The sequence below is a fragment of the Salipiger mucosus DSM 16094 genome (genome assembly GCF_000442255.1).
Taxonomy (GTDB): domain Bacteria; phylum Pseudomonadota; class Alphaproteobacteria; order Rhodobacterales; family Rhodobacteraceae; genus Salipiger; species Salipiger mucosus.
On the sequence record NZ_KE557285.1, the window covers coordinates 22,546 to 46,694 of the forward strand.

At 69.2% G+C, this 24,149-nt stretch carries 19 protein-coding genes and 1 tRNA gene; 6 read left to right on the plus strand and 14 right to left on the minus strand.

Features of this window, described 5'->3' with window-relative positions; genetic code table 11:
• The first annotated feature begins 53 nt into the window (after positions 1 to 53).
• On the plus strand, positions 54 to 1,661 hold the full coding sequence (locus SALMUC_RS24375; protein WP_020039995.1) for a peptide chain release factor 3: 1,608 nt from the start codon (positions 54 to 56) through the stop codon (positions 1,659 to 1,661).
• Between the two features lie 159 nt (positions 1,662 to 1,820).
• Here the strand turns inward: SALMUC_RS24375 and SALMUC_RS24380 are convergent, their stop codons facing one another.
• Positions 1,821 to 2,408 (minus strand): YeeE/YedE thiosulfate transporter family protein, encoded by a 588-nt coding sequence (locus tag SALMUC_RS24380; RefSeq protein WP_020039994.1) that lies wholly within the window; start codon positions 2,406 to 2,408, stop codon positions 1,821 to 1,823.
• 3 nt (positions 2,409 to 2,411) lie between these two features.
• Positions 2,412 to 2,960, minus strand: a complete 549-nt coding sequence (locus SALMUC_RS24385) for a YeeE/YedE thiosulfate transporter family protein (RefSeq protein ID WP_020039993.1) — start codon at positions 2,958 to 2,960, stop codon at positions 2,412 to 2,414.
• A gap of 153 nt (positions 2,961 to 3,113) precedes the next feature.
• Between SALMUC_RS24385 and SALMUC_RS24390 the strand changes: the two genes are divergently transcribed.
• Positions 3,114 to 3,187: transfer RNA gene (locus tag SALMUC_RS24390), tRNA-Gly, on the plus strand.
• Between the two features lie 8 nt (positions 3,188 to 3,195).
• Here SALMUC_RS24390 and SALMUC_RS24395 read toward each other — a convergent pair.
• Entirely contained in the window at positions 3,196 to 4,299 is a 1,104-nt protein-coding gene (locus SALMUC_RS24395) for an acetoin utilization protein AcuC (protein ID WP_020039992.1), read from the minus strand.
• A gap of 95 nt (positions 4,300 to 4,394) precedes the next feature.
• Here SALMUC_RS24395 and SALMUC_RS24400 point away from each other — a divergent pair, with 95 nt between their 5' ends.
• Entirely contained in the window at positions 4,395 to 5,489 is a 1,095-nt protein-coding gene (locus tag SALMUC_RS24400; RefSeq protein WP_020039991.1) for an AbrB family transcriptional regulator, read from the plus strand.
• Positions 5,490 to 5,505: 16 nt separating this feature from the next.
• On the opposite strand, the gene SALMUC_RS24405 is transcribed toward SALMUC_RS24400, so the two are convergent.
• Entirely contained in the window at positions 5,506 to 6,255 is a 750-nt protein-coding gene (locus SALMUC_RS24405; RefSeq protein ID WP_020039990.1) for a cytochrome c biogenesis CcdA family protein, read from the minus strand.
• A 93-nt stretch (positions 6,256 to 6,348) separates the two neighbouring features.
• Here SALMUC_RS24405 and SALMUC_RS24410 point away from each other — a divergent pair, with 93 nt between their 5' ends.
• Positions 6,349 to 6,570: a sulfurtransferase TusA family protein gene (locus SALMUC_RS24410; RefSeq protein WP_020039989.1), complete on the plus strand. Its 222-nt coding sequence runs from the start codon at positions 6,349 to 6,351 to the stop codon at positions 6,568 to 6,570.
• A 66-nt stretch (positions 6,571 to 6,636) separates the two neighbouring features.
• Here the strand turns inward: SALMUC_RS24410 and SALMUC_RS24415 are convergent, their stop codons facing one another.
• Entirely contained in the window at positions 6,637 to 9,564 is a 2,928-nt protein-coding gene (locus SALMUC_RS24415) for an Rne/Rng family ribonuclease (RefSeq protein WP_020039988.1), read from the minus strand.
• A gap of 492 nt (positions 9,565 to 10,056) precedes the next feature.
• On the minus strand, positions 10,057 to 10,929 hold the full coding sequence (locus SALMUC_RS24420) for an NAD(P)-dependent oxidoreductase (RefSeq protein WP_020039987.1): 873 nt from the start codon (positions 10,927 to 10,929) through the stop codon (positions 10,057 to 10,059).
• Positions 10,930 to 11,047: 118 nt separating this feature from the next.
• Between SALMUC_RS24420 and SALMUC_RS24425 the strand changes: the two genes are divergently transcribed.
• Positions 11,048 to 13,510, plus strand: coding sequence for a penicillin acylase family protein (locus SALMUC_RS24425; RefSeq protein WP_020039986.1), 2,463 nt, complete (start codon positions 11,048 to 11,050; stop codon positions 13,508 to 13,510).
• Positions 13,507 to 14,448 carry a phosphotransferase family protein gene (locus SALMUC_RS24430; protein ID WP_020039985.1) on the plus strand — a complete coding sequence of 314 codons (942 nt, stop codon included), beginning with the start codon at positions 13,507 to 13,509 and terminating at the stop codon, positions 14,446 to 14,448. The genes SALMUC_RS24425 and SALMUC_RS24430 overlap by 4 nt, the downstream gene beginning before the upstream one ends.
• Positions 14,449 to 14,477: 29 nt before the next feature.
• On the opposite strand, the gene hflX is transcribed toward SALMUC_RS24430, so the two are convergent.
• From hflX to SALMUC_RS24470, 8 genes are all read right to left on the minus strand, one after another.
• Positions 14,478 to 15,731: a GTPase HflX gene (gene hflX, locus SALMUC_RS24435; protein ID WP_020039984.1), complete on the minus strand. Its 1,254-nt coding sequence runs from the start codon at positions 15,729 to 15,731 to the stop codon at positions 14,478 to 14,480.
• A 17-nt stretch (positions 15,732 to 15,748) separates the two neighbouring features.
• Positions 15,749 to 15,994, minus strand: a complete 246-nt coding sequence (gene hfq / locus SALMUC_RS24440; protein WP_020039983.1) for an RNA chaperone Hfq — start codon at positions 15,992 to 15,994, stop codon at positions 15,749 to 15,751.
• Between the two features lie 155 nt (positions 15,995 to 16,149).
• Complete coding sequence (locus tag SALMUC_RS24445; protein ID WP_020039982.1) at positions 16,150 to 17,664, minus strand: TrkH family potassium uptake protein; 1,515 nt, start codon at positions 17,662 to 17,664, stop codon at positions 16,150 to 16,152.
• A 12-nt stretch (positions 17,665 to 17,676) separates the two neighbouring features.
• The gene (trkA, locus tag SALMUC_RS24450) at positions 17,677 to 19,053 is read right to left on the minus strand and encodes a Trk system potassium transporter TrkA (RefSeq protein ID WP_037372911.1); all 1,377 of its coding nucleotides are present in this window, start codon (positions 19,051 to 19,053) and stop codon (positions 17,677 to 17,679) included.
• 134 nt (positions 19,054 to 19,187) lie between these two features.
• Complete coding sequence (locus tag SALMUC_RS24455; protein ID WP_020039980.1) at positions 19,188 to 19,697, minus strand: hydrolase; 510 nt, start codon at positions 19,695 to 19,697, stop codon at positions 19,188 to 19,190.
• 88 nt (positions 19,698 to 19,785) lie between these two features.
• Complete coding sequence (locus SALMUC_RS24460; RefSeq protein WP_020039979.1) at positions 19,786 to 20,403, minus strand: hypothetical protein; 618 nt, start codon at positions 20,401 to 20,403, stop codon at positions 19,786 to 19,788.
• Positions 20,404 to 20,405: 2 nt separating this feature from the next.
• A complete protein-coding gene (ntrX, locus tag SALMUC_RS24465) occupies positions 20,406 to 21,824 on the minus strand; it encodes a nitrogen assimilation response regulator NtrX (protein ID WP_020039978.1) in 1,419 nt (472 codons plus the stop codon).
• Positions 21,821 to 24,067 carry a sensor histidine kinase NtrY-like gene (locus SALMUC_RS24470; protein ID WP_051156023.1) on the minus strand — a complete coding sequence of 749 codons (2,247 nt, stop codon included), beginning with the start codon at positions 24,065 to 24,067 and terminating at the stop codon, positions 21,821 to 21,823. Before SALMUC_RS24470 ends, ntrX begins: the two co-directional genes overlap by 4 nt.
• Positions 24,068 to 24,149: the final 82 nt, after the last annotated feature.

Genomic DNA, 24,149 nt, shown 5'->3' on the forward strand with positions numbered 1-24,149 from the left:
CGCCGCGCGCTTCCCCGTGGACAGCGGCGCCGGCGCACCATATATGCCCGCCCATGCTGGATGCCCCTTCGAACCGCCCCGACCTGCCCGCGGAAATCGCCCGCCGCCGCACCTTCGCGATCATCTCGCACCCGGATGCAGGCAAGACGACGCTGACCGAGAAATTCCTTCTCTACGGCGGCGCGATCCAGATGGCGGGCCAGGTCCGCGCCAAGGGTGAGGCACGGCGCACTCGCTCGGACTTCATGAAGATGGAGCAGGACCGGGGCATCTCGGTCTCGGCCTCGGCCATGTCCTTCGACTACGGGAACTTCCGCTACAACCTCGTGGACACGCCCGGCCACTCGGATTTCTCCGAGGACACCTACCGCACGCTCACGGCGGTTGACGCGGCGATCATGGTGATCGACGGGGCCAAGGGCGTGGAAAGCCAGACGCAGAAGCTCTTCGAGGTCTGCCGGCTCCGCGACCTGCCGATCCTGACCTTCTGCAACAAGATGGACCGCGAGGCGCGCGACACCTTCGAGATCATCGACGAGATCCAGGAGAACCTGGCCATCGACGTGACGCCCGCCTCCTGGCCCATCGGCATGGGGCAGGATTTCGTCGGATGCTACGACCTTCTGCGCGACCGGCTGGAACTGATGGACCGCGCCGACCGCAACAAGGTCGCGGATTCGATCAAGATCGAGGGGCTGGATGACCCGAAGCTGGCCGAGCACGTTCCCGACCACCTGCTCGAACAGCTCAAGGAAGAGATCGAGATGGCGCGCGAGCTGCTCCCCAGGCTCGACCCGCAGGCAGTGGCAGAGGGGCACATGACGCCGATCTGGTTCGGCTCCGCGATCAACTCCTTCGGCGTGCGCGAACTGATGGACGGCATCGGCAACCTCGCGCCCGAGCCGCAGCCAGCCCGCGCCGAGCCGCGCCAGATCGCGCCCGAGGAAAAGAAGGTCTCCGGCTTCGTCTTCAAGGTGCAGGCCAACATGGATCCCAAGCACCGCGACCGCGTGGCCTTCGTGCGACTCTCCTCGGGACACTTCGAGCGGGGCATGAAGCTCACCCACGTGCGCTCCAAGAAGGCGATGACCATCTCGGCGCCGGTGCTTTTCCTCGCCTCCGACCGCGAACTCGCCGAGGAGGCCTGGGCCGGCGACATCATCGGCATCCCGAACCACGGCCAGCTGCGCATCGGCGACACGCTGACCGAGGGCGAGGCGCTGCGCGTGACCGGCATCCCCTCCTTCGCGCCCGAGCTCCTTCAGGGGGTGCGCGCCGGCGATCCCATGAAGGCCAAGCACCTCGAGAAGGCACTCTTCCAGTTCGCCGAGGAAGGCGCCGCCAAGGTCTTCAAGCCCAACATCGGCTCGGGCTACATCGTGGGCGTCGTGGGCGCCCTGCAGTTCGAGGTGCTGGGCGCGCGGATCGAACAGGAATACGGCCTGCCGGTGCGCTTCGAGCCCTCGCAGTTCACCTCGGCCCGCTGGGTTCACGGCGACAAGGCCGCGGTCGAGAAATTCGTCAACGCCAACAAGCAGCACATCGCGCACGACAACGACGGCGACGTCGTCTACATGACCCGCCTGCAGTGGGACATCGACCGCGTCGCGCGCGACTATCCCGACATCACCCTGTCGGCGACCAAGGAAATGATGGTCTGAGCGGCGCCCCGCGGGGCCACCCGGACACCGACGAAGGGCCCGACGCCAACGGCATCCGGGCCCTTCTTCTTGTTCCAAATACGCAAATCACGCCATCGGCACCGAAAAACGGCCCCGCGAGATGCCACGGGGCCGTCCATTTGCCATTGAAGGCCGGCTTCACTCCGCCGGCATTTCCTGCACATGGCCGCCGCCGATACCCTCCGGCAGGACGAAGGCCACCAGCACGAAGACCAGGCCCAGGACGATCCCCAGAAGGTCGCCCGAGACGGCCCAGATCCCGGCATAGGCCGACCCCGGAACGGTCCCCAGCGTGACCTTGCCCCCGGCAATGTCGGCCAGCAGGCCGCTGGCCTTCCAGGCCGGGTAGGTCGCCATGTAGGCTGCCGCCCCGAGCAGCCCGCCCGCGATGAAGAAGAGCGCATCCCGGCGCCCCGTGGCCGCCGCGCAGACGCCCGTGCCGGGGCAGAAGCCCGAGGCCGCCCAGCCCGCGCCCAGCAGCAGCCCGCCGATGAAGACGCCGATGTAGGCGGCCTTGACCGACATGTGCCCGACCTCGACGAGGCCCAGCATCTGCCCGCCGAACATCAGGATCGACCCCGTGCCGATGGCCAGCAGGATGGTCTTCATCAACCGCAGGCGCCGCAGCGTGAGCATGCCGGTGATGACGTTGGGATTGGTGGCGCCGATGCGGTCCAGCACGAAGCCGAAGGCGCCGCCAACGAGAATGGCGAGAACGATCTGCATGGCTCAGCCCTCCTTGTAGATCAGCATCGCGGTGGGAACGGCGGCGAGGAAGGCACCGGCGGCGAAGATGTAGCCCGAGAGCGCGGTCTGCATCATGCCGCTCATCATGTGCCCCGAGGTGCAGCCGCCGGCCAGCCGTGCGCCGTAGAGCACGACGAAACCACCCGCGAAGGCCACCGCGTAGCGCCTCCACGGGGTGTCGCCGAAGTTCGCCCGCCAGATCTCGGGCGCGCGGCGTTCGGCCAGGGGGACGCCGCCGCGCAACATGGACGACAGGAAGGCCCCCACCGCCATGGCGAGCACGAAGACGAAGCCGTAGTTCAGCGGACCCGCCGCGCTGGCTGCGTATTTGCCCGAGCTCTTGGCCATGTAGGCATTGGTCGAGGTCCAGCCCTCGTCCGTCTGCGTGATGAAGTCGGGCGACACGGCGTCCGCCACGATCCCGTCAAGGATCACGAACTGCGTGCTCACCCCGATGGGCTTGACCAGCAGGACCGCGGCGAAGAACACCGCGCCCAGCAGGATACCCCCGAGTTTCCAGTCCAGAGTCATGAGCGACCTCCCGTTTGCGAAAACATTCGACCGGGAGAATGCATGACACATTCCGATACCGGAATGATTCAGATCAAATCGGGCCGTGGCATCGCGATGGTCACGGAACCTCTTGACGACCGGGCGCCTCCGGCCCTATCTGCATGCGATGCGGCGGGTATGATGTAATGGTAGCCTGTCAGCTTCCCAAGCTGAACGCGCGGGTTCGATTCCCGCTACCCGCTCCATATTTCCCTTACAGGCGGGCCTTCAGCGGCGGCACCAGTCCGCGCACCTCGTCGCGGATCGGCCCCTCGCGCGGGGCGTCGCGCAGCGTCTCGAGCAGCTCCGCCGCCGGCCGTCCCTTGCGCGTCCAGGTGAGGCCCGCGAGCAGCTCGCGCGCCTCTGGCGGCAGGCGGTCGGGAATCTCCTGTCCCGAGAGCGTCGCCCAGACGCCGCTCCAGCAGCGCGCCACGGTCCAGGGGTTGTAGCCACCGCCACCCGACACGATCAGACGCGGCGCGATCGCAGCCAGGGCCGCCGCCGCGCGGACATGCGAATTGTTCGACAGCGCGAGGCGCGACAGCGGGTCTTCGTCCAGCGCATCGGCACCGCACTGCAGGAAGACCGCACCCGGGCGAAAGCGCTCGACGGCGGGCAGGATGACCTCCTCCAGCAGGAAGGCGAACTCGGTGTCGTTGAAGCCGCGCGGAACCGGCATGTTGAAGGCCGCGCCACCGGCGGTGTCGTCCACCGCGCCCGTGAAGGGCCAGCGCCGGTCCTCGTGGACCGAGATCACCCGCACCTTCTCCGAGCCCTCGAAGGCGATCTCGACGCCGTCGCCGTGATGGGCGTCGATGTCGACATAGACCACCCGCTCCACGCCGAGGCGCAGCAGGTGGCGGATGGTCAGGACCGGCTCGTTGAGAAAGCAGAACCCGGCGGCCCGGTCTGCCAGCGCGTGATGCGTACCGCCGCCCGGGTTGTGCACGATGCGCTGCCCGGCCACGGCCAGTTCCGCCGCGAGCAGCCCACCCCCGGCGGCGGTTGCCGGGCGGCGATACATCTCGGGAAAGACCGGGTTCGAGAGCGTGCCGAGCCCGTGACGTTCACGCACCGCGTCGGTCACGGTGCCCGCGTCCTCGGCCGCCTGGAGCGCGGCGATGTAGCGCTCGGTGTGAAACCCTGTCAGCGCCGCCGGCCGCGCCCGGGGCGAATTGCGGTACCGCGCGCGTGGCAGCCATCCCAGCATGCGCGACAGGTCGATGGCCGCCGGCACGCGCTCGATCGAGAGCGGATGCAGCCGGCCGTAACGTGAGCCACGGTAGATCTCGGACCCGATGAAGAGCGCCTGTTCCATGCCCGCCAGACTAGCGCGGCGCGGGCGTGATCCAAGACAGGCCGCGCGGTCCGGGCGGGATTGCACCCCCCGGCGGGTTGCGGTTTAACCTGCGCATGGATCTTTCCACCCTTACCCTGCGCATGATCGTGACCACAGCCGTCCTCCTGACGCTCGGCACCGGAGGCGGCTTTGTCGCGCAGGCGGCGCATCTGCCGATGCCCTTCATGCTGGGCAGCCTCGCCACCTCGGCCCTCGCGGTGGGGCTCGCGCGCGGCGGACCGCTGGAAAGCTACGGCTTTCCCATGCGGTTCCGCGCATTCTTCATCGCGCTGATCGGGGTCATGATCGGCACGCAGGTCACGCCCGAGATCATCGCGCTGGCGCCGCAGCTGCCGCTGACGCTGGGCCTGCTGGCCGTCTTCGTGGTGCTCAGCCACGGCGGAAACTACCTCATCTTCCGGCGGCTGGGCGGTTACGACCGCGCCACGGCTTACTATTCGGGCACGCCCGGGGGACTGATGGAAAGCCTCGTGCTGGGCGAAGGCGCAGGCGCCGACGCCCGTATCCTCACCGCGCAGCAGTTCCTGCGCGTCATCCTCGTCATCGCGATCCTGCCCTCGGCGCTTTCGCTCTGGCTGGGGCATCCCGTGGGCAGCGCCGCCGGGATGGAACTCATGGGCAACGAGGCCGTGCCCCCGCGCGGGCTGATCTTCATCGCGCTCGCCGCAGCGGCCGGCCTCTTCATCGGCGGGCGCATCCGGCTTCCGGCCGGCCAGATCACCGGCCCGCTGCTGTTTTCCGCGGCGCTGACGCTCTCGGGACTCGTGGACCTGCACCTGCCCTTCTGGCTCATCGCCACGGCGCAAGTGGTGATCGGCACGTCGCTGGGCGTGCGCTTCAACGGCATGACCGCCGGGATGCTGCGTCGCTCGGTCTGGCTGAGCCTCGTCTCGGTGCTCTGGATGCTGGGGCTGGGCGCGGCCTTTGCCGAGGCGCTCGCGCTGGTGACCGGCATTCCCTTCCTGCACCTGCTCATCGCCTATGCGCCGGGCGGCGTGACCGAGATGTCGGTGATCGCGCTGAGCCTTGCCGCCAACCCGGCGCTGGTGAGCCTGCACCACGTCGTGCGCATCCTGCTCACCGTCGGGTTCATGATGCTTGCGCAGAAGCGTCTCCGGTTGTCCGAAGAGCCCGCGCCCGGCGAATGAGCCGCCGGGCCGGGGATCAGCCCAGCTGACCCAGCGCCGGGAAGGTCTCGAGCAGCCAGAAGGACAGCGACGAGAAGCCGCCCGTCAGCATCAGCAGCCCGATGGTCCAGAGCAGCAGACCCATGATCCGCTCGATCCGCTCCATGTGGCGCTTCATCCAGGACATCGCCCCGGTGAGCCGGCCGAGGAAGGCCGCGACCAGCAGGAAGGGAATGCCGAGCCCGGCGGCATAGACCGCGAGCAGCAGCGTGCCGCGCGTGACCGAGGCCTCGGAGGCGGCCAGCGACAGGATCGCCCCCAGCTGCGGGCCGATGCAGGGCGTCCAGCCGAAGGCGAAGGCGAGCCCCAGCACGTAGGCGCCGAGCGCTGAACCGCCCCGGTCGCCCGCGTCGAGCCGCGCCTCGCGGTCGAGGAAGGGAATGCGGTAGACGCCGACGAAATGCGCGCCGAAGATCATCACCACGATGCCCGCGGCGGTGTTCAGCACCTCCTGGTATTGCAGGAAGGCCGCGCCGATGGCCGAGGCCGCGAAGCCCAGCATCAGGAAGACCGTCGACAAGCCCAGCACGAAGAAGAGCGCCGGCAGGAGCGCGCGGCTGCGATGCGCGCCGCCGCTGATCTCGGCAACCGAGACGCCGCTCATGTAGGCCAGGTAGGGCGGCACCACCGGCAGCACGCATGGGCTGAGAAACGAGATCACGCCGGCCGCAAGGGCCACGAACATCGCCGGCAGGAGGCTGGCGTCGAAGAGGTCGATTCCGAACATGCAACGGGCTTAGGGCAATTCGGCGCGGGCGTCACGCGGCGCGGCGTCACATCCCCGTGGACAGCGCCGCCGCCGCGGCGTAATTCGCGCCGCATGGAAGAGCTTGACGCGACGGGGCTGCTCTGCCCCCTGCCCGTTCTGAAGACACGCAAGCGCCTGCTGGCGCTGGCCCCCGGCACCCGGCTGCGGGTGACGACCGACGACCCCGTCGCGGTGATCGACCTGCCGCATTTCTGCGCCGAGGCCGGGCATCGCCTGATCGGATCGGAAAGCGAAGGCAGCGCGACCGTCTGGCTGATCGAACGCGGCGCCTGACGCAAAACGCCCCGGGAGATTGTCCCGGGGCGCCTGCATTTTCTCACATTCGATGACCCGAGGCCGTCAGCGTCCGACAGACCACCAGCCACGGCGCTTCGGCTTGGCCGCTTCGTCCTGGTTGGCGGTTTCTGCCGCCGGCTCGGGCTCCGGCTGCGGCGCGGGGGCCGGCTCTTCGGCCGCCGGCTGCGGTGCGGGTTCGGCCTCTGCAGGCTTGTCCGCGGGCGCTTCCGGTTCGGGCGCCGGCGCCACCTCGGCGACGGGCTCCGCCGGAGCCTCTTCGACCGGCGCCGCTTCGGGCTCTGCCGGGCTCTCCTCGACAGGCGCCGGGGTCTCGGCCTCGTCGGTCAGCACGGCCGCTGGTTCTGCGGCAACCTCGGGCGCCTCGCCCGACTCTGCGGGCTGCGGGCGTGCCGCGGCGGCCTCAGGAGCGGCTTCGGCCGGGATTTCCGAGGCTTCAGCGGCCACGGCGGCTTCGGCAGGTGCCGCAGGGGCCTCGGCCTCGGTGGCCGGGGATTGACCCTCGGCACCGGCATCACCCTCGCTCGAAGCGCTGCCCTCGCCTTCCTGCACCTTGGACTTGGCGCGCGAGCGCGTGCGGCGCGTGCGCTTCTTGGGCTTCGTGCTCTCGTCCTGCGCGGCCTCGGACGCTTCAGCGTTCTGCGGTGCGGCTTCGGCCTGCTCGGCTTCGGCGCTCTCGGCGTCCACCTCGGCCTTGCCGCTGTCGTCGCCGTTGCCCGACTCCTCGCCGTTGCCGTTGCCGTTGTCCTGACCGTTGCCGTTGTCCTTGTTGCGGGACTTCGACCGGCGGCGGCGCCGACGCTTCTTCTTGGGCTTGGACTCGTCGCCGTTGCCACCCTCGGCCTCGGGCTGCGTCTCGGCGGCGGGCGCCTGCTCTTCGGCCTCGGCCTCGGATTCCTCGGCGGCCGAGCTCTCGTCGATGTCGTCCATCAGCGACGTGTCGACCGAGACCACCGGCGCGGCCACCTCGGGCACGCTGCGCGTCGCGGTCTTGAACTTCTCCATCGAGAAATCGGGCGAGACAAGGTGCATGTCACCCTCGATCCGCACGGCCATGCCGTAGCGCGCCTCGATCTGGGCGACGTGCTCGCGCTTCTGGTTCATCAGGTAGTTGGCGATGCCCACCGGGCATTTCACCAGAACCTCGCGCGAGCGGCGGCGGGTGCCCTCTTCCTCGATCTGGCGCAGGATGTTCAGCGCCATGTTGTCGTCCGAGCGGATGAGGCCGGTGCCGTGGCACGCGGGGCAAGGCTGCGTCGTCGCCTCGATCATGCCGGGGCGCAGGCGCTGGCGCGACATCTCGAGCAGGCCGAAGCCCGAGATCCGGCCCACCTGGATGCGGGCACGGTCGGTCTTGAGCTTGTCCTTGAGCTTCTTCTCGACGGCAGCGTTGTTCTTGCGCTCGTCCATGTCGATGAAGTCGATGACGATCAGGCCGGCAAGGTCGCGCAGACGCAGCTGGCGCGCCACTTCCTCGGCGGCCTCCAGGTTGGTCTTGAGCGCGGTCTCCTCGATGGAGCCCTCTTTGGTCGCGCGGCCGGAGTTCACGTCGATGGCGACCAGCGCCTCGGTCACGCCGATGACGATGTAGCCGCCCGACTTGAGCTGCACGGTCGGGTTGAACATCGAGCTGAGGTAGCTCTCGACCTGGTAGCGCGCGAAAAGCGGCATCGGGTCGACGTAGTGCTTCACGTTCTTCGCGTGGGACGGCATGATCATCTTCATGAAGTCCTTGGCGATGCGGTAGCCCTTCTCGCCCTCGACGTGGACCTCGTCGATCTCGCGGTTGTAGAGGTCGCGGATCGAGCGCTTGATGAGGTCGCCTTCCTCGTAGATCTTCGCGGGCGCGACCGACTTGAGCGTCAGCTCGCGGATCTGTTCCCACAGACGCTGAAGATACTCGTAGTCGCGCTTGATCTCGGTCTTGGTGCGCTTGGCACCCGCGGTGCGGATGATGAGACCCGCGCCCTTGGGCACGTCGATTTCCTGCGCGATCTGCTTGAGCTTCGAGCGGTCGGTCGCGTTGGTGATCTTGCGGCTGATGCCGCCGCCGCGCGCGGTGTTGGGCATGAGCACGCAGTAGCGGCCCGCGAGGCTGAGGTAGGTGGTCAGCGCCGCGCCCTTGTTCCCGCGCTCTTCCTTGACGACCTGCACCAGCATGATCTGGCGGACCTTGATGACCTCCTGGATCTTGTACTTCCGCGCACGCGCCTTCCGGCGGGGACGGATGTCCTCCTCGGTGTCGTCGTCGGCAACGCTCTCGATGCTGTCGTCGGTGCGCGCCTTGGCATCGCCTTCGGCATCGTCCTCGGCACCAGCCTCGTCGGGGGCTTCCACCTCCTGCGGCGCGGCCTCCGCGCTGTCCTCGGTGGTCTCGCCTTCGGCTTCGGGCGCTTCTGCTTCCGGGGCTGCTTCGGCGGTCTCGGACGCCGGTGCCTCGGTTGCTGCCGGCGTCTCGTCGGTCAGCGCCTCGGTCGAAGTCTCGCCGTTTTCGGAGGCATCGCCCTCGCCGAGGTCGATGGTCTCCATGCCCGAGATCTCTTCGGAGACCTCGGCCGTCGCGGTCTGGTCCGCGCTGGTCGTCTTCTCGGCCCGAGCCTCGGGCTTGCCACGCGACCGCGAGCGGCGCGAGCGCGACTTGGAGCGGCCGCGCGCTGCGTCGTCCTCGTCCTCTTCCTCGGCGGCGAGCGCGGCCTCTTCCTCCATCAGCGCCTGACGATCGGCGACGGGGATCTGGTAATAGTCCGGGTGGATTTCCGAGAAGGCGAGAAAGCCGTGGCGGTTGCCGCCGTAATCCACGAAGGCCGCCTGGAGCGACGGCTCCACGCGCGTGACCTTGGCGAGATAGATGTTGCCGGCTAGCTGACGCTTGTTCTCCGACTCGAAGTCGAATTCCTCGACCTTGTTTCCGTCCACCACCACGACGCGGGTTTCCTCCGCGTGGGTGGCGTCGATGAGCATTTTCTTTGCCATGTTGTCCGTCTGCACGGCACATCGAAGCACCGCCCTGGCGGGCGGAGGCGGGATGTGGCGTGGCTTGTCTGGGCGACGGGCGGCGCGCAGGCACGGGAAGACGTTGCGTCTTCGCCCGGGTGCCTCTGTTGCGTCGCGCGCTTCATCGCGTTTCTTCTCCGACGCCTGTCCGGTCCGCGGATCGTGATCCGGTCCGTCTGCGCCTGTTTGCGGCCCGCCGCATGTCGCGGTCCGGGCGGTCTTCGGTGGCCTTGCGGCCCGATCGGTCTGCGCCGGGTCCTTGAGGGGACGCTCCGACGCAGCGAAACTCTCGGCCGCCGCGCTGAGGGCGCGGCTGGCCCATCGGTGAGCATAAGGGATAGGGTGTGGAAAAGACAATATGGAATATGACGGCCGGGCGAATATCGGCGCCTGTCCGGGCGGCGGTTTCCGCGCGGGAACCGACCGCGTGCCACCGGCGCGGGGACTGCCCGCGCCGGTGCCTTGCCCGCGTCAGTCGAAGGCCTTGAGTCGCTTGATGAGGCTGGAGGTATCCCAGCGGCCGCCGCCCATCTTCTGGACGTCCTTGTAGAACTGGTCGACCAGCGCGGTGACGGGCAGCGAGGCGCCCACCTCGTCCGCCGTGGCAAGGCAGATCTTGAGGTCCTTGCGCATCCAGTCGACCGCGAAGCCGTGGTCGAACTTGTCGTCCAGCATGGTCTCGTAGCGGTTGACCATCTGCCAGGACCCGGCCGCGCCGCCGCCGATCACCTCGACCACGTCGCGCCCGTCGATGCCCGCCTTCTCGGCAAAGGCCAGCCCCTCGGAGAGGCCCTGCACGAGGCCCGCGATGCAGATCTGGTTCACCATCTTGCACAGCTGGCCGGCGCCGGGGCCGCCCAGCCGCTTGCAGAGCTTGGCGTAGCAGTCGATCAGCGGGGCGGCGGCATCGTAATGGGCCTGCTCACCGCCGCACATCACCACGAGCTGGCCGTTCTCGGCCCCTGCCTGTCCGCCCGAGACCGGCGCGTCGACGAAGCCGCAGCCCTGGTCGTGTGCGACGGCCGCGAGCTCTTCGGTCACCATCGAGGAGACCGTCGTGTGATCGACGAAGATCGCGCCCTGCGACATGCCGGAAAAGGCGCCATCCGTCCCGGTGCAGACCTCGCGCAGGTCATCGTCGTTGCCGACGCAGGCCATCACGAACTCGGCGCCCTCGGCCGCCTCGCGCGGGGTCGCGGCGCTCGCGCCACCGTATTCGCTGACCCATTTCTCGGCCTTGGCAGCAGTGCGGTTGTAGACCGTCACCTCGTGTCCGGCCTTCGCCAGGTAGCCCGCCATGGGGTATCCCATCACGCCGAGCCCCAGGAATGCACATTTCGCCATGCTTCACCCTCCCGTTATCGCAATCGTTTGCGCGTTTGTCGCCGCTGGCCCGCCCCTTGGCAAGGGGGCGGCGGCGCGATACTCCCGAATGAAGACGACAGACGGGATCATCCTGCCAATGGCGCTTCTTTTCCGATGGCTGCTCCGGCTCGCCTCGACGGCCGTCCTGCTGGGGCTCGTCGCCGTGGGGCTGGTCTATTACCTCGCCTCGCGGTCCCTGCCCGACTACGACAAGACCCTCGCGGTCGCCGGCACCACGGCCGATATCGAGATCGTGCGCGACAACGCGGGCGTGCCGCACATCCTCGCGCGGTCGGACCGCGACGCCTTCTTCGGGCTGGGCTATGCCCACGCGCAGGACCGGCTCTGGCAGATGACGCTCATGCGGCGCACCGTCCAGGGACGTCTGTCGGAGATCTTCGGGCGCCGCACGGTCGAGACCGACACGCTGATGCGCAGGCTGGATCTGCACACGCTGGCGGTCCGCTCGGTCGAGGCGCAGGACGGCGCGACGCTGGACTCGCTCGCGGCCTACGCGGCGGGCGTCAACGCCCGCATCGAGGAGGTCAACGACCGCAGCCTCGGCCGCGGCGCCCCGGAGTTCTTCCTCTTCAACGCGCCGCTTGCTCCGTGGCAGCCCGCGGATTCGATTGCCATCGTCAAGCTCATGTCGCTGCAGCTCTCGGGCCAGTTCCGGAACGAGATCCTGCGCGCGCGCACCTCGCTGCGTCTGCCGGAGGCCGAACGGCTCGAGGACATCCTGCCCGAGATCCCCGGCGCGGGGACGGCCGCCCTGCCGGAATACGCGCAGCTTTTCCCGGGCGCGAAGGGGCAACAGTTCGCGCAGGGACGACCCGAGGGGCCGCTTTCGCCGGTGCCCGAGCCGGACTTCGCCGGCGCCTCCAACGCCTGGGCCGCGGCGACCGGGCGCACGGCGGGCAGCGGGACGCTGCTTGCCAACGACCCGCACCTCGGCTTCACCGCGCCCTCGACCTGGTATCTCGCGCGGATGGACCTCGCGACGGGCGGGGTCATCGGCGGCACGATCCCGGGCGTGCCGGCGATCCTGCTGGGCCGCTCCGAGCAGCTCGCCTGGGGCATCACCTCGGCCTACCTCGACGATCAGGACCTCTACATCGAGGAACTGGACCCCGAGAACAACGAGCGCTACCGCACGCCGGATGGCTGGAAACGCTTCCGCACGCGCCGCTCCATTGTCGAGATCAAGGACGCGGCCCCGGTCACCGTCACCCTGCGCTGGACCGACAACGGCCCCGTGCTGCCGAAGAGCCGCTTCGACCTCGCCGGGATCACGCCGCCCGGGCATGTCGTCTCGCTGGCCTGGACGGCGCTGTCCGACACCGACACCTCGATGAGCGCGGCCATCGGCCTGATGAAGGCCGACTCCGTCGAGGACGCCTTCGAGCGGTCGGACACCTACGTGGCGCCCGCCCAGATGCTGACCGTGATCGACGACGAGAGCATCGGCATGAAGCTCGTCGGCGCCATGCCAGAGCGCGACGCCGCCCACCAGTCGAAGGGCCGCATGCCCTCGCCCGGCTGGATCGAGAGCAACCGCTGGCAGGGCATCCTGCCCGACAGCGCCAACCCGCGCTGGATCGACCCCGAGGGAGGTATCGTCGGGAACACCAACAACAAGGTGATCGACCGCCCCTTCCCGCGCCACATCAGCTACGACTGGGGCGACAGCCAGCGCGTGCAGCGCTGGAGCGCGATGATGCAGGGCCGCGCGGTGCATACCCGCGACAGCTTCATCGAGGCGCAGCTCGATACCGTTTCGCCCGCCGCGCGCACGCTGCTGCCGCTGATCGGGCGCGACCTGTGGTACACCGGCGAGGCCGCGCCCGAGGGCACGCCCGAACGCCGCCGTCGCCGTGCGCTCGACCTGCTCGCCAACTGGAACGGCGAGATGAACGAGCACCTGCCCGAGCCGCTGATCTACGCCGCCTGGCTGCGCGCGCTGCAGGACCGGCTGATCCGAGACGACCTCGGGCCGCTGGCGGACGACTACGACCACATCCGCCCGCTCTTCATCGAGCGCGTCTTCCGCGATGTCGACGGCGCCAGCGCCTGGTGCGACGTGGTCCGCTCGGCCCCGACCGAGACCTGCACCGACATCGCGCGGCTCGCGCTGGACGACGCGCTTGTCTGGATCGACGAGCGCTACGGCTCGGCGCTGGAAAGCCTGCGCTGGGGCGACGCGCACCAGGCGCGCCACGACCACCCGGTGCTGGGCGAAGTGCCGGTGCTGCGCTACTTCACCAACATCCGGCAAAGCACTTCGGGCGGCGATTTCACCCTTCAGCGCGGGCTCACGCTGGGGCACGGACGGGACCCCTTCGCCAACGTGCATGGCGCGACCTATCGCGGCGTCTACGATTTCGCGGACCCGGATTCGTCGGTCTTCATCTCCTCGACCGGGCAGTCGGGCCACTTCCTGTCGCGCCACTACGACGACCTGGGGCAGCTCTGGCGGCGGGGCGAATACATCCCGATGTCGCTGGACGAGGACCTCGCCCGCGCGGCCTCGGTCGGGGTGACGCGGCTGGTCACCCCGTGAACGACGCCGCCGCGCGGCTGGATCCCGACGCGGCACGCCGGACCGCCCGCGCTGTCCTGGCCCGCCACCGGCCGGGCCGGACCTACGATCTGGCTCCGCTGGGACCGGACGGCGCGCGGGCGAGCCTCGTTTTCGTCGCCCGCCACCCGCGCGAGGCGTTGGTGCTGAAGCTCTGGGCCCCCGGGCTCGCCGCGAAGGCCGCGGCACAGGTCACCCGTCAGCGGACCGTCCTCGCGCAGCTTTCGACGGGAGATTGGCGCGCGCCGGTGGTGCTGTTCTTCGACACCGATGCGCTCTGCCTCGGCATGGAGCACGTCGACACGCCCAGTCTCTCGGCACTGTGGCCGAGCCTCTCGCAACCCGCGCGGCAGGACGCCCTGCACCGCGCCGGGCGCTGGCTGGGCGCGTTTCATGCCCCGGAGGCGCGCGACCACCCGTTTCGCCCCAAGGGCCAGATCGCCTGGCTGCACCGGCTCCTGGACTGGCATTCCGAGGGGCGGCGGCAGATCCCCGACCCAACGGCCTTCCGCGCCGAGGTTGCGCGGCTCGAGGAGATGTTCCCGGACGTCCGCGGCCGGCCGGCGTGGCGCGCGGTCACGCATCGCGACATGCATCTCGACAACCTGCTGCCGGTGCCGGGCGGCATGGTCGGCCTCGACTTCGAGAATGACCGCGAGGACGAGCCGCATCGCGATCTGGTCTGGCTGCTGGTCGACGCGCTGGCGCGCAGCGAAAGGCCTGACGTCACCGGGTATGCCGCCGCCATCGCGCAGGGCTACGCCGACCGCACGACCGATCCGGCGGCGCGGCTCTTCCTGCAGCGGCTCTTCGCGCTCGGGATCTGGGCGAACACGCCAGCGACGCCCTCGCGCCACCACCTCGCGCGCTACGACGCCGCGCGCGCGGTGGTGGCCTGCGATACGGTGCTCTTTACCTGAAACCGGCGGCGGCCCGACCGGAACCGACCTCAGAGGGTGTCGAACTGCGCCCGGTCCTTGGCGGTCCAGCGCACGCGCAGCAGGTAGCCGTGCTCGTCCTGCTGCTCGTCCTGAACGAGACCCTTGCCGAAGAGCCAGGACCGCCGCTTGCCGTCGGAAAAGGCCAGCCGGATTTCCTCCTCGACGGTCTCGCCCTGGAGCCGTTCGGTCACCACCTCGAGCAGCCCGTCCAGCCCCTCCCCGGTCCAGGCCGAGACGGCGAAGACATCCTCGTCGCGTTCGGCACGGTTGAGCGCCGCGGTGCGGGCCTCGGGATCGAGCAGGTCGATCTTGTTCCAGACCTCGACCAGCGGCACGGCCTCGTTCACGCCGAGCGACGCCATGATCGCGCTCACGTCCTCGGCCTGTTCCTCGGTGTTGGGATGGGCGATGTCGCGCACGTGCAGGATGATGTCGGCGGCAAGAACCTCCTCCAGCGTGGCGCGGAAGGCCGCGACCAGCTCGGTCGGCAGGTCCGAAATGAAGCCCACCGTGTCCGACAGGATCACCTCGAGGCCCGTGGGCAGGCGCACCGCCCGCATGGTGGGGTCGAGCGTGGCGAAGAGCATGTCCTTGGCCATGACCTCGGCACCCGTCAGGCGGTTGAAGAGCGTCGACTTGCCGGCGTTGGTGTAGCCCACCAGTGCCACGATCGGGTAAGGCACCTTGGCGCGCGCCTTGCGGTGCAGGTCGCGGGTTTTCACGACCTTGTCGAGCTGACGACGCAGGCGCACGAGCTGTTCGTCGATGGCGCGGCGGTCGGCCTCGATCTGCGTCTCGCCCGGGCCGCCCACGAAGCCAAGCCCGCCGCGCTGGCGTTCGAGGTGGGTCCAGGCCCGCACGAGCCGCGTGCGCTGGTAGCTGAGATGCGCCATCTCGACCTGAAGCACGCCCTCTCGCGTGGCGGCGCGGTCGGAGAAGATTTCCAGGATCAGCCCCGTCCGGTCCAGAAGCTTGACGCCCCAGGCCTTCTCGAGGTTGCGCTGCTGCACCGGCGTCACGGGCCCGTCGACCAGGACGAGCTCGACCTCCTCGGCCTTCATGCGCTCGGCGAGTTCCTCGATCTTGCCGGCGCCGAAGAGCGTGCCGGGGTGCGGTTCGCGCAGTTGCACGACCTCGCCGCCCGCGACCACGAGGTCGGGCAGCGCAACGGCAAGCGCCATGGCCTCTTCGAGGGCCATGGTGGCATCGCGTCGGTCGCGGTCGGATCGGATGTCCGGGTGAATGACCCAGGCGCGGGTCACCGGAGTTTCATGTTCCTTCAATCGTTGCCGCCGCCGTCGCCATCATAGAGGTTGATCGGCTGCGAGGGCATGATCGTCGAGATCGCATGCTTGTAGACCAGCTGCGATTGGCCGTCGCGGCGCAACAGCACGCAGAAATTGTCGAACCAGGTGATCACGCCCTGCAATTTGACGCCGTTGATGAGAAAGACCGTCACCGGAACCTTGGTCTTGCGGACGTGATTGAGGAATGCGTCCTGAAGGTTCTGTCTGTCGGAAGCCATTGAATTTGCCTTTGTTCTTGCCGTTTCCGCCCTGTGGCGTGCCCTCGTCCGGGGAGTATGGAGTCACAGTCGCGGAACTTCCAGTGCAAAAAATGACGGCTGCCCGAATGTGCGGCACCCGCGCATCCCCCCGCCTGCCGCGCGTGCAGCGGGTCTCAGTCGCGCCAGAGGTCCGGGCTGAGCAGCACGATGATCGCCAGCAGTTCGAGCCGGCCCAGCACCATCGCCGCGGTGAAGGTCAACTTGGCCGCCGCGCCCAGGCTCGCGAGCCGCAGAGGCACCTCGGCCGCGGTGGTCACCAGCGGCCCGCAGTTGGTGAGCCCGGCGATGGTCAGCACCATGGCGTTCTCGAAATCCGCGCCGAAGATCGACAGCAGCAGCGAGAAGGCAGCGATGGCCATGGCGAAGAGCATGAAGAAGACCCAGGCGATGAAGGCGCCCTGCCGCCGGATGCGCCGCGCCAGCAGGCCCGCGCGCCCGATCGACGAGGGATGCACCAGCCGCTCCAGCTCGCGCTTGCCGGCGAGGTAGAGCGCGTAGATCCGCAGCAGCTTGACCCCGCCCGCGGTGGTGGCGACGCCCCCGCCCACGATGGCGAGCCCCATGAGGATCAGCCCCGGCGTCGGCAGCCCCGACCAGTCGCGTGCCGCGACCCAGTCGGCGCTGACGAAGCCCGTCGTGGACAGGAAGGACATCGCGGTGAAGATCCCGCCCCAGAGGGCGCGCAGGCCGAGCCCCAGGTTCTGCTCCTCGCCGATGTCGAAGGAGGCGATCCAGTGCCGCATGAACAGTGCCAGCGGCACCAGAGCGGCGATCGCGAGCCCCATGCGGAACTCCGGGTCGGACTTCAGGCCGAGGCTGCCGGCGGCACCGGTGTCGCTCGAAAAGGTCAGGCGCGAGAGCGCGAAGAACAGGAAGCAGAAGAGGATCATCTCGCCCGCCATCCCGCTCGGGGCCTGCGCGGGCCCGCCCACCGGCGAAATCCCCGAGGTCGCCAGCGTCGACATGGCGTGGCTGAGCGCGATCAGCGGCGGGTCGCCCGCCACCATCAGCATGATCCACAGTGCAAGCGTGAGCCCGGCATAGACCGGCACCAGCATCGCCGCACTCCGCGCGAGGCGCTGCGATGGATCGGCGCTGTCCTGATGCGCGGCGCCCACGTCGACGCTCTGCCCCGGCTCGCCGCTGGCGGTCACCTCGAAGCCGCCCAGCGTGAGCGGCGCCATGATCGCCGCCGCCGCGACCCACATCATCAGGCCGCCCAGCCAGCCCACCTGCGCGCGCCATAGGTGCTCGGCATCCGACAGCCGGTCGGGCGCAAAGAGCGTGGCACCTGTGGTGGTCAGGCTCGAGACCATCTCGACGTAGGCGTTGAGGAAGCTGGTCGTGCGCAGCGCCTCGTGGAAGGGCACGGCCAGCACCGCCGGCAGCAGCACGAAGGTCGCGAGCAGCGCGAGCAGCTGGCGCGACGCGCTGCCCTTTTGGCGCCGCGTCGCCTGGGCCACCGCCACCAGCGCGGTCAGCACCAGCCCGACCACGCCCGCGTAGAAGAAGCTGCGCGCGTCGTGGAATTCCTCCTGCGCCAGGGCGACCGCCGCCGGGGCGATCATCGACAGGCAGGCAATGCCCGTCAGCAGCAGGATGAGCGGCAGGCGGAACAGGGCGGTCATCGGCGGCCGTGCTCAGAAGAAGTCGATCGAGACCTGCAGGAGGCGCTCGACCTCCGGCACGTCCTTGGCGAGCGCGAAGATCACCACGCGGTCGCCCTCCTCGATGCGCAGCCCGCCGGTGATCTTGACTACGCGGTCCTGTTTCATCACCGCGCCCACGAGCACGCCTTCCGGGAAGTCGATGTCGCGGATCGACTTGCCCGAGAGCGGCGAGGTCGAGAGCACCTCGGCCTCGATCACCTCGGCCTCGGCGTCGCCGATGGAATAGACCGAGCGCACGCGCCCGTGGCGGATGTGGCGCAGGATCGAGCTGACCGTGGTGGCCCGCGGGTTGATCCATGCGTCGACGCCCAGCGGCTCCATCAGCGGGATCAGCGTGGGATCGTTGACCAGCGCGATGGCCATGGGGCTGCCCTCGGCCTTGGCGCGCACGGCGGCGAGCATGTTGGTCTTGTCGTCGTCGGTCACGCAGAGCACCGCGTCGGCGCGCTCGATCCCCGCCTCGCGCAGCAGCCCGGTGTCGAGCCCGTCGCCGTGCAGCACGATGGTGCGCTCCAGCGCGTCGGCGGCCAGTTCGGCCCGGCGCCTGTCACGCTCGATCACCTTGGCGCGGATGCGCTCCGCCCGCGTCTCGAGCGCCTGGGCCACGGCAAGGCCCACGTTGCCGCCACCCACCACAATGACGCGCTCCTTCTTGCGCAGCGACTTGCCGAAGATCTCCATGGTGCGCCGGATGTCGTCGGCGTGGATGATGACGTAGCAGGCATCGCCCGGGAACAGCTGGTCGCCCGGCTCGGGCGAGAAGAGCGTGCCCTCGCGCCGCACGCCCACGACGACCGCGCGCAACGTCGAGAAGAGGTCCGAGAGCTGCCGCAGCGGCGTGTTCACGATCGGGCAGTCGTCGTCGATCACCAGCCCGACGAGTTTTGCGCTGCCTCCAAGGAACTGCTCGGTGTCGAAGGCGACCGAGGTCGCCAGACGCTGGAGCGCGGCCTCGGCGACCTCCTTCTCGGGCGAGATCACGACATCTATCGGCATGTGATCGCGCCGGTAGAGGTCGGAATAGATCGCCGTCAGGTAGGACTGCGAGCGCAGCCGCGCGACCTTGCGCGGAATCGAGAAGATCGAGTGGGCCACCTGGCAGGTGACCATGTTGACCTCGTCGGAATAGGTCGCGGCGATGATCATGTCGGCATCGCGCGCGCCGGACCGTTCCAGCACGTCGGGGTAGCTCGCGAAGCCTGCGATCCCCTGCACGTCGAGCGTGTCGGTCGCCCGCCGCACCAGGTCGGGGTTGTTGTCCACGACGGTGACGTCGTTGCGTTCGCCCGAGAGGTGGCGGGCGATCTGCCAGCCCACCTGCCCCGCGCCGCAAATGATGACCTTCATGCGCCTCTGCCCCTCGGCCTCGATCCGCTTGGCATGGCACGATGTGCGTGGGGGGTCAATGCGCGGGCCGCCGCGCTGCTCCGGGGCGGTGCGCTCGCGCACGGGAGCGACCATCGCGGCAGCGCCGGGGCGCGTCAGGCTGTGCGCGCCACGCCCACCACGTAGTTCCGGCCGTAGACCTTGGCGCATTTCGGGCAGGTCGTGTAGAAGAAGTAGACCTCGTCCGCCTTGGCCCCGGTCTCGCGCGCGAGCGCCGTCATCTCGGCGTGCCAGTTCCTGGCATTGCGGTACGGGCCCTCGAAGACCTTCGTGACGAAGTTCCCCGAGAGCGTGACCATCTGCTCGTCCGGCACCGGCCCCGTGACGGCGAAGAGGTGCTCGGACTCCCAGGGCGACAGATCGCGGCTCAGCACGATGCAGTTCTCCGGATCATAGGCACCGGCTGCCTCCATCCGGCGCTGCACGCGCGCAAAGACGCGGCCCATGTTCAGCGGGATATGCATGGCGCTGCGGGTGGTGGCACGCAGGAAGGGCTTGTCCTCGAAATGAAGGCTGCGCCCGTCCCATCCGGTGGGGTCGAAGCGCGGGCAGCATCCGGTGGGATTGTCGCTGTCGTCGTAGCGGGGAAGTGCGTTGGTCTGCATGCGGGCCTCCCGAGGCGATACGGGCGGCACGGTATCATCCCACGCGGCGCGCCGGCATTGACACCGGTCATGCCCTGCGCTGCGTCCGCTAGCCGTCCACGCCCGCGCGCGCCTTCCAGGCCTTGTGCCAGGCGCGCACCGAGGCACGGCTCTCCCAGCTGTAGCGCGGATCCTCGGTCACCCGTCCCACCCAGAGGCGCCCCTGCCCGATCCGCCAGGGATCGAGGATGAGCCCCTCCTGCATCGCCTGGCCGGGTGCGGTGACGATCACCGTGGCATGTTCGAGCTTGGGATTGCGGGCATTGGCGATGGCGCGGTGCAATTCGAGCGTGCCGAACCCCTCGGCGTGCAACGCGATCTCGAGCGCGTCGGCGAAATCCTGGCAGACGCCCTTCTCGCGCAGCCCGTGGACGACCTTGACGTTGTGCAGGAACGGTGGATCGACCACCTGCCACTCGCGTGCCCAGTCGAGCGGCTCGCGCACGGCGATCTCGGCGGCGCGCGCGGCCTCGGCCGGATCGACGCCGGGCCCCAGCGCCATGAGCGCGCGGGTCACCTCGGCGATCTGCGCACTGCGGGCGGCCTCGGAAGTGCGCGTGTCGGGCGCACTCGCGCCGGCGGTGGCAACGCGGGGCACGGCGGTGTCGCAGCCGGCCAGCGCCACGAGGCCCAGCCCCAGCGCGGCGGCAAATGTAGCGGCGCGCATGCTCAACCGGCCTGCTGCACGTCGTCGTCCTCGACGAAAGCCACGCGGCCGCCGGACTTGGCCCCGGTCACCACGCCCAGCGACTTCAGCTTGCGGTGCAGCGCCGAGCGCTCCATCCCGACAAAGGCCGCCGTCCGCGAGATGTTGCCCCCGAAGCGGTTGATCTGGGTCAGCAGGTATTCCCGCTCGAAGGCCTCGCGCGCCTCGCGCAGCGGCATGGTCGCCAGCGCGCCGGACAGCACCACGCGCCCCTCGGCGCCGTCGGTCGCGGGGGCCTCCTGCGGCAGTTCGCGCGCCTCGATGGGGCCCGTGCCCTCGCCCAGGATCAGCACCCGTTCGATCATGTTCTTGAGCTGGCGCACGTTGCCCGGCCAGACCATGGTCTGCAGCAGCGCCACGGCCTCGTCCGACAGCTCGCGCTTCGGCAGGCCCTGCGAGACGTTGAAGGTCTCGATGAAATGGCGCGCCAGAAGCGGAATGTCCTCGCGCCGGTCCTCGAGGCTGGGCACCGCGATCGGCACCACGTTGAGCCGGTGGTAGAGCTCCTGCCGGAAACGGCCCTCGGCGATCTCGGCATCGAGGTCGCGGTTGGTCGAGGAGATCACCCGCAGGTCCACGCGCACCTTGTCGGCGCCGCCGACGCGGGTGAAGCTCTGGTCCACCAGCACGCGCAGGATCTTGGACTGGGTGCCCAGCGGCATGTCGGCCACCTCGTCGAAGTAGACGACGCCGCCGTGGCCCTGCTCCAGCAGGCCCGGCTCGATCCCGCGGTCGGCGGTCTCGCGGCCGAAGAGCACCTCTTCCATGTTCTCCGGCGCAACCCCGGCGCAGTTCACCGTGACGAAGGGCGCGCCCGCGCGCGCGGAATGGGCGTGGATGTAGCGCGCGGCCACCTCCTTGCCCGCCCCGGCGGGGCCGGTGAGCATGACGCGGCCGTTGGATTTCGTCACCTTGTCGAGCTGGCCGGTCAGCGCACGGAAGGAGGCGCTGTCGCCGACCATCTGCGCCACCTCGGTCTCGCGCCGCTTGAGCTTGAGGTTCTCGCGGCGCAGGCGCGAGGTCTCCATCGCGCGGCGGATCACCACCAGCAGCTGGTCGATGTTGAAGGGCTTCTCGATGAAGTCGTAGGCGCCCTGCTTGATCGCGGCCACGGCGATCTCGATGTTGCCGTGCCCCGAGATGATGACGACGGGAATGTCGGGGTTGTCGCGCTTGACGGTCTTCAGGATGTCGATCCCGTCCATCTTGCTGTCCTTGAGCCAGATGTCGAGGATCAGCAACCCCGGCGGCTCGGCGTTGACCTCGGACATGGCCTCGGAGGAGTTGCCCGCGAGCCGGGTCGTGAAGCCCTCGTCCTCGAGAATGTCTCCGATGAGCTCGCGAATGTCGCGCTCGTCGTCCACGATCAGGATGTCGCTCATGACTGCCCCTCCAGTTCGGTAGTGAGTTTCTGTGTCGCCGCCTTGCGCCCCTGCGCGGTGCCGAGCGGCAGCCGGACGACGGCCATGGCGCCCGCGTGCGCCGCGCCGTCGAAGGCGGGCGCATCCTCGAGCGTCAGCGTGCCGCCGTGTTCCTCGATGATCTTCTTGACGATGGGCAGGCCGAGGCCGGTGCCCTTGTCGCGGGTCGTGACATAGGGCTCGAAGAGCCGCGCGCGGTCCTCGGGCAGGCCGATGCCGTTGTCCATGATGCGGACAAGCGCGCGGCCCTCTTCCTCGGCCTCGAGCGTGACGCGGATCTCGGGGCCATGCCCCTCCGGCGCGCCCTTTTCCTGCAGGCTCTCGATGGCCTCGCCCGCGTTCTTGACCAGGTTCGTGAGCGCCTGCCCGATCATCGTCGCATCCAGTTCGGCGGGCATCTCGCGTTCGGGCAGGTCGATGGTGAAGCGCACGTCCGGCTGGCCGCTTTCCTGCAGCATGACCGCACCGCGCAGGATCTCGACGAGGTCCTCGGGCTTGCGGTCGGGCTCGGGCATGCGGGCGAACTTGCTGAACTCGTCGACGATGCGGCGCAGGTCGGTGGTCTGGCGCACGATGACCTCGGTCATCTGGTCCAGCCGCTCGGCATCCTGCGGCTCGAGGCCCTTCCGGAACTTGCGCTTGATGCGTTCGGCCGACAGCTGGATCGGCGTGAGCGGGTTCTTGATCTCGTGCGCGATGCGGCGGGCGACGTCGCCCCAGGCCGCCATGCGCTGCGCGCTGACGAGGTCGGTCACGTCGTCGAAGGCCACCACGTAGCCCTCGAGCCCGCCGTCGCCCCGGCGCCGCACCGAAAGGCGCACCAGCAGATGTTCGAGCCGCCCCTCGCGGCTGACCTTGACCTCTTCCTGCGCGGTTTCGAGCCCCTGCGTCCGCAGCCTGTCGAAGAGCGCGCCGAACTCGGGCACGGCCACGGTGATCGGAACCTCGGACTTGGTCTCCTGCCAGCCCAGCAGGCGTTCGGCCGAGCGGTTCACGAATGTCACGCGGCCCGTCGCGTCGAGGCCCACGACACCGGAGGTCACCGAGCTCAGCACCGAGTCGAAGAGCCGCTGCCGGCGCTCGATCTGGCGGGTGTTCTCGAGCAGCGTCTCGCGCTGCGCCTTGAGCTGCTTGGTCATCTGGTTGAAGTAGCGGCCGAGCATCGAGATCTCGTCGTCGCCCTCCTCTTCCTTGACCTGCACGTCGAGATCGCCCGCCCCCACGCGCTGCGCGGCGCCGGTCAGGCGGCCCACGGGCCGGGACAGCCGTTCTGCGAACCACAGCCCCAGCCAGGTCGCCGCGAGGATCAGAAGCACCGCGAATCCCAGGTAGAGCAGCGCGAAGTCGAAGAGCCGCCGGCCCCGTTCGCTTTCCTGTTGCTGGTAGAAACGCGCGGTCTCCTGCGTCTCGTCCAGCAAGCCCAGCAGGTTGCCGTCGACCGCGCGACTCACGTAGAGATAGCGGTCGGCGAAGGCCTGGAGCGGCAGCAGCGCGCGCAGCTCGGAGTTTTCCCAGTCCGCGACAAGGGCGATGCCCTCTTCCTCGGCGCGCAGGAAGGCCGCCTGCGAGGGCTGCTCGAAATCGAAAAGGTAGGAACGTTCGCCGCGCGCCCGGATCTCGCCGGTGCCGTCGATCACGTAGGCCTCGCGCAGACCGCGCTGCACCTGCCCCTGCCCCTGCGCCAGGATCTGCCGCAGGTCACCGTCATCCAGCGCGAAGTTCGCGCGCCGTGCGGCGTCGAGGAACCTTCCCAGCGCGGTGACATCTTCCTGCAGGCCGGCGCGCTGCTCGTCCTCGTAGGCCTCGGCCGCGGCCAGCGAGGCGCCAACCACGTTCTGCACGCGCTGCGAGAACCAGGTCTCGAGGCCGATATTGATGGTGAGCACCGCGAAGATCGCCACGGTGACCGTCGGCAGCAATGCCATGACCGCGAAGACGCCGGTGAGCCTCAGGTGCAGACGCGAGCCCGCCGACTGCGCGCGGCGGTCGGCGATCATCCGCGCCACCCGCGCCAGCACGAGCGCCGCGATCAGCAGGACGTAGACGAGATCGGCCAGCAAGATCAGCCGCAGGCTGGTCTGCGCGCCCCGGCCCGTGTCGAGCGGCCCCATCGCCATGAAAGTCGCCATGGCGAGGATCGGGCCAAGTACGACGAGGCCAAGCGTCACGGCTGTCTGCACGCGGCGTTGTCGCCGCAGACGCATTAGCCGTGCCCAGGTTGAGCCTCTCGCCCCGGGGTGACGTGCCCGTGTTGCCACAGACTACCTCGCAAACATGTGCTGCTCG